General features: G+C 47.4%; 3 protein-coding genes, 1 tRNA gene and 1 pseudogene. 2 read left to right on the top strand and 3 right to left on the bottom strand.

Going from position 1 to position 6181, the window contains the following annotated elements; genetic code table 11:
* Positions 1-542: 542 nt before the first annotated feature.
* Positions 543-1094 (bottom strand): annotated as a pseudogene (locus tag ABLN94_RS03045) (recombinase family protein).
* Between the two features lie 517 nt (positions 1095-1611).
* On the opposite strand from ABLN94_RS03045, the gene ABLN94_RS03040 reads away from it, so the two are divergent.
* Positions 1612-3033 carry an oligosaccharide repeat unit polymerase gene (locus tag ABLN94_RS03040; protein WP_352989008.1) on the top strand — a complete coding sequence of 474 codons (1422 nt, stop codon included), beginning with the start codon at positions 1612-1614 and terminating at the stop codon, positions 3031-3033.
* 68 nt (positions 3034-3101) lie between these two features.
* Entirely contained in the window at positions 3102-4154 is a 1053-nt protein-coding gene (locus ABLN94_RS03035; protein WP_352988963.1) for an acyltransferase family protein, read from the top strand.
* Between the two features lie 652 nt (positions 4155-4806).
* On the opposite strand, the gene ABLN94_RS03030 is transcribed toward ABLN94_RS03035, so the two are convergent.
* Positions 4807-4883 (bottom strand) — tRNA-Arg (locus tag ABLN94_RS03030).
* A 66-nt stretch (positions 4884-4949) separates the two neighbouring features.
* Positions 4950-6170 (bottom strand): cysteine desulfurase, encoded by a 1221-nt coding sequence (locus ABLN94_RS03025; RefSeq protein ID WP_352988960.1) that lies wholly within the window; start codon positions 6168-6170, stop codon positions 4950-4952.
* Positions 6171-6181 lie beyond the last annotated feature (11 nt).

Raw genomic sequence — 6181 nt, 5'->3', positions numbered from 1 at the left:
TAACAGCTCATCGTTTGTCGAGCGCACCATCTCAGACGTGTCTCTCTCCAACGGTGATGTGATCGAGATCGCGGGTTTTCAAGATTCTGGGGAACCTTTGAGAACAGACTACCTAGACTTCGAGTTTGTCGACTGGATACTGGTTTGAAAAACACTTCAGATAAACGTTTTGCCTCGCCTCATCGCCAATGGGTACAGCACAGGTTGCAAAACGAAAGCATTCGCCAGTTAGCGTCAAAGCCAACCGTACAGACTTGAAGGATACACAAGGAGTGAGATTTACTACTTTTTGTGGAGGTCAAACAGAATTCGGTTGGGCCATGTCGCTTTGCCCTTGATTTGAAGCAAGCAGTGGGAAAGTACTTTGCCAGTACTCGGTACTTGCATCCGCAGCTATTATCTTCTCTTTAGTTTTTCGTATTGGCAGAACTGATAGTAGATGACTACTTCTTTGCCACGCCCTATCCCCTTAGTTTTAAGCCAAAAACAGTTCTGTGACCAATTTGACTGCACTTTCACCCAAACACCTAGATTGCATCGCTTCAGTCAGCCAAAATCCGATAGACAGAACTCCTGCCTATCCCTAGGCGTTGCGCTGTCTCTGATGCCCTTACACTCTTTGCCTTAAGCTTTCTGACCTCATCTGATTTTGCCATGGCTGTGGGCTTCCTGCCTTTGTATTTCCCGAGCGTCTTTGCATCAGCAATCCCCTCCCTCTGGCGTTCAAGCATGATGCCTCTTTCGAACTCAGCGATACCACCTAGAACTGTAAGCATCAGCTTGCCTGTGGGCGTGGATGTATCGATGCCAAGATTGATGATCTTGAGTGAAGCAGATTTACCTTCAATTTCCATTAGGATCGACAACAGGTGAACCAATGAATTGGCCAGACGGTCTAGTTTTGTAACGACCAAGGTATCTCCCTCACGTATGAACTCTAACGCAAAGGTAAGCTATTCTCTTGCTGTCACATCGACAGACGAAACCTACTCCCTGAAAACCCCTTCATAGCCATCAGTTTCTAACTGTTCAATCTGTGCTTCAAATCCCGACCTCTGATCCAAGATTGACGTCCTGGCATATCCGATAAGCATAAACCTTCCTCTCAATAGCCTCTTAGACATAGGGACACGGATACCTCAAAACGTTACCACCCACCCTATTGGAACCAACTAACTCAGGCTGTGCGCATCCCATGAGATCAAGGCCCACTGATACCACCAGTTAAACAGGTTGAGCTCACTAAAAGACCAAAATGTGAGTTTTGCTCAACCTACCGCCGAGACAGAACACGCTGTGCAACCTCTCGAACACGATCAATGCCCCTGAAAGAGCGCTTTTTCAGGTTAAGAGAAATGCTTCATTGTTCCGAATGTGCATGCCCTATCGAAAGAACATGGGGCGCGTACAGTCGCCGGCAGTTGAACTAACCATGTGCTCAAGACTGCGCTCCAAGCAAAAGAGCAGACACTGCGCAAAATGATGTCAAAGTCACACTACTCTTACCAGTGTCGTAGTTTGTTGCCTTTTTGCTACTTTTTGCGCGGATTATATGAGCCTTCGTTGTTGCTCGTCTCCAATAGCGGCGATAGAAAGGCGGCGCGATTGATCGTGACCAAGGAAACTCCTTGGAAATGCTGTGCAAAGATAGAAAAAATGAAAATAAAAGAAAGAAGTTTGACCTCTTTTGTACTAGCAGGGTTTTTGGCAATTTTTACCACGACCGTACTGCAGTTCACTATATTTGAAGGCGCTATACTTTTAAATGTGAATTTCCTGCTGCTTGGCGGTGCATTTCTTGTGAATATTTGGGCAATATTTCATTATATTAGCCATCGAAACGCAGGGATCGCATGCATACAGGTCAGCTATTACAACGCTTTCGGAATGATTTTACCCGGCATTATATATCTAAGCGTTGGTCTTCTTCCATGGGTTGCTGGATTTCGTATATATAGTGACAATTTGATGTTCCAAACATCGGCTTTGTTGTTACTCGCCTCTTTCGCTCTGCACCTTGGAATTATACGAGGCTTAACGTTTTCTGGTAACCAAAAGACAGAAATAGCTAGATATTCCGAGAAAAGAATTTTTTGGGTATTGGTGATTTTGTTTCTTCTATGCCTGTGTGCTTTTGCATGGATTGGACCGAGCATAATAACTATGCCAAGGATAGAACTGAGCAGTAAAGTAGAAGAGGGAAGAAATACATTCGGCGTCTTCAAACGAGTCTCTTTAGTTCTTTTTGCTGTTGGTCTTGTAGCTGGGTATTTCGCTCGACATAGCGAACACAGGCAGAACCGTAGAGTTTTTATGGTATTGTTTATCTTAAGCGCCGCAACCCTTCTAATCTTTGTAAATCCGCTAAACTCAGCCAGATGGCGTGTTATGGGGTTTATAGTCTCTTTCGCATTGATTTTCTTTTCGTTTAATTCTCCAAAATTGAAGACAACATTCTTCTTACTTCTTCTTTTCGGAACGATAGTCGTCTATCCGTTGATTGGTGTTTTTAGCCGGTCTGCAGACCAGTGGAACACTTTGACCGCAGGCCAATGGCAAGCTTTTTTTGCCGCTGGGGATTTTGATGGAGTTCAAAATGTTTTGCAGGGCATTTATTACGTTCAGGTTGAGGGGGTTTCGTGGGGCTTTGGTATGGTCTCGTCAATTTTCGCATTTGTCCCACCCCAGATATGGGTGGACAAGCCGGTACACTCTGGAAGGCTTGCAGCAGAATTGGTGGGAACAATTAACCCAAACCTTGCAATGCCTTTGCCCGGCGAGGCATTTATGAACTTCGGTTGGTTTGGAATCGGATTTATGTACGTTGTTGGAAGATGGATCGCTGCAATTGATAGAAACATTCGGGTTGCATCAATCCCCAACTTTAGCTTCTTTGTTTCAGTGGTTATTGCTGGAAGTGCACTCTTTGTCTCTCGCGGCGCATTAATGTCAGCAATGGAATTTATCGGCATCATCATGATTAGCATAATGGGTATAATGCTCGTGGGAAGTCGGTACACCCAACATTCTTGATGATACCATTTGAGGTTTCATAAGTTTTTACGAGATAAAAATATAGCACTTCATTACAGGGGTCAGGTGTGACGCAATTTGAAAAACGAAAACTTCAGGGTCTTCAGTACCTTCGTGCAATTGCTGCAATTGCAGTGGTCATTGAACATATATTAGGGCAAATCTCTTTGCGATCTGGTGTGGCTATGCCACTTGATGGAATTGATTTAGGTGCAAGGGGGGTAAGCCTTTTCTTTGTCCTTAGCGGGTACATTATTTACCATGCTCATAGTTCTGATGGCCGCGGTTGGAATTACCTTTATAATTTCTATTATAAAAGATTGATTAGAATAGTACCGTTCACTCTCCTGGTTGCAAGTGTCTGGGTTGTAATGGCGCAACTTGGGAAGGTAGTTGGTGTAGAGGCCTCTGGTGGAGACTTTTGCAGTTGGCTCAGCGCATCATTCATACTCCCATTGTGCGAACCTTATCCTCAAGTTATTTGGACCTTAAGGCATGAGGCGCTTTTCTACCTTATGTTTGGGGTATTCTTTTTCTCTCAGAGAGCTTTCTTTGTTATGCTATGTTTGTGGGCGGTTGGTTCAATTTTAGTTCCAACAGGTTTCCCATTGGATGCATCGTCGCCAGAGGAGATTTTACTGGTTACGGCTTTCTCGGAAGCCAACGTTCTGTTTCTCCTCGGTGTACTAACCGGAGTTGCTGACAGAAAATTATTAAAGTTCAGCGTTCCTTCCTCTGTGTTTTTGATCGGCATCCTAATATCTGCTGGCTTTGGGGCGCTTCTCGGTGAGGAGAAGTATACGTTATTAACCGTTTCCACATTTGGAGTTTTTTGTGCTGTGCTTGTGTTCTTGGGAGCAAGAGTGGATATGTCATGGCGAATGGGCGAGCTGCTTGGTGATGCCAGCTTTGCGATGTACATCACACACCCGCTACTTCTAACTGCTTCAACAATTTTGCTCTTTAAGATCACGAACAATTTGTTTGTGGTGTTTATGGCAGAGTTCCTTGTTATGATGTTGGTGGCAGTTCTCTTCTATCGCTTTATAGAAGCTCCATTTCTAAAGCTTGTTCGAAAAAAGAAGCGGTCTGCGGTCAAGGACTTGCGACTCACAAGCTGAATTGGCTCATAAATAAAAGTAGGGAGCGGAGTAGGACTCGAGGAAAATTCCGATGCCTCTATCTTAAGCGGACATGCCCAATCCAAAACGGCGCTGACCTTCTGTATTGACACGTTTCAGATGATGTACTCTTCTAGGGTTTCGTTCCTTCTGAATGGCCAGAATAATCCATGTATTAACTTGTCTTTCGAATCTTAAGATAGGTTGTGAGTGTTACACGAAGCAAATCAACTGAATTTTGAACCTCTGCCATTCCTTCTGGGATTGTTTCGACCTCAACAAGAGGGGGGTGGCGTTTGAGAAACTGAGCCCAAAAACCAAGGGGTTTATTATTGTTCTTTTGATTTGAGGTTGTTTTCCCTTAAGCAGACTGCCTCTGAGGCTGCTACATTCCACGGCATACCGCCTCTTTCCCGAAGCACACCGCGATCACGTGGGCGATGCAGAACGGCGCAACCATCGAGGAGGACGCCAGTTTCTTCTCCACCTCCACCGACACCATTGAGCGGGTGTATAGGCACCACTCACCCTACTGTCAGGAATCAGCGATGGAAGCGATCAACAATCCTATCAAGGCGCTGAAACGTGGGCCGTTTCATAGGCGGGGGTGATCCAGTGACCCCAAGAGTTGGTGCTAAGTTGTTGATTTCAATGGCGCACCTGAGAGGATTCGAACCTCTGGCCTCTGCCTTCGGAGGGCAGCGCTCTATCCAGCTGAGCTACAGGTGCCTTGGCCGTTAGCTATCCTTGATCCGATCCGGGTGCAACTGCAAATCTTCCCGGATCGGTCAGGTTTCACGCAAAGAGATCGTGCGCCAGTTCAAGCGCATCAACCAGCGTATCGACCTCACCCTTGGTGTTGTAGAGACCAAAGCTTGCGCGGCAAGTTGCGGTCACGCCCAAGAAATCCATCAACGGTCCAGCGCAGTGATGACCAGCGCGTACAGCGACACCTTTCTTATCGAGAATCGTAGAAACGTCATGCGCATGCCCTGCCCCGTCCAGCGTGAAGCTGAAGATCGCAGCCTTGTCCGGGCGTGTTCCCTGAACCTGCACCCAATTCAGGCCGGTCAGCTTTTGCATTGCGTAATCTCGCAGCGCGCCTTCATGAGCGGCGACGTTCTCCATCCCCAGATCCATCATGTAATCCAGGGCCACACCCAAGCCGATGGTTTGTACGATGCCAGGCGTTCCGGCCTCGAATTTCATTGGCGGATCGTTATAGATTACCTGATCCTTACTGACTTCTTTGATCATGTCGCCGCCACCGATGAAGGGGCGCATCTCGGCCATACGGTCGGACTTGATGTAGATCGCGCCCGAGCCTGACGGGCCATAGAGCTTGTGACCTGTGATCGCGTAGAAGTCGCAACCAATATCTTGAACGTTGACCGGCATGTGTACCGCACCCTGGCTGCCATCAACCAGCACCGGAACACCCTTGGCATGGGCGCCTTCGGTGATCGCCTTGACGTCCACAACTGTACCCAGAACATTCGAGCACTGGGTAACAGCCACAAGCTTGGTCTTTGGGCCGATCGCATCAATCACGGCCTGCGGGTCCAACCCACCATCCGCATCTATATCCACCCATTTCAAGACAACGCCTTGACGTTCCCGCAAGAAGTGCCAGGGCACGATATTAGCGTGGTGCTCCATAACACTGAGGACGATCTCATCACCCGCCTGCAGACGCGGCATCGCCCAGCCATAGGCCACAAGGTTGATCCCCTCGGTCGTGCCCGAATTCAGTACGATTTCGTTCTCATTCGCCGCACCTAAGAACTTGGCAATCGTACCACGAACAGATTCATACTTCTCGGTCGCGAGGTTGGACAAGAAATGCAGGCCGCGATGCACATTCGAATATTCCTCGGCATAGGCCCGCGTTACCGCGTCGATCACCACCTGTGGTTTCTGCGCCGAAGCACCATTGTCCAGATAGGTCAGGGGCTTACCGTTCACCTCACGCGACAGGATCGGAAAGTCTGCACGGATTTTTTCTACGTCATACATGGTTTTCTTGT

Origin of the sequence: Ruegeria sp. SCP11 (assembly GCF_040329455.1) — a bacterium.
GTDB classification, from domain to species: Bacteria; Pseudomonadota; Alphaproteobacteria; order Rhodobacterales; family Rhodobacteraceae; genus Ruegeria; species Ruegeria atlantica_E.
This window is presented reverse-complemented; position numbering and strand designations above follow the sequence as displayed.

Bases quoted from the DNA above. Each gene is read 5' to 3' on its own strand.
- ABLN94_RS03025 (WP_352988960.1), bottom strand. From the start codon at position 6,170: ATGTATGACGTAGAAAAAATCCGTGCAGACTTTCCGATCCTGTCGCGT.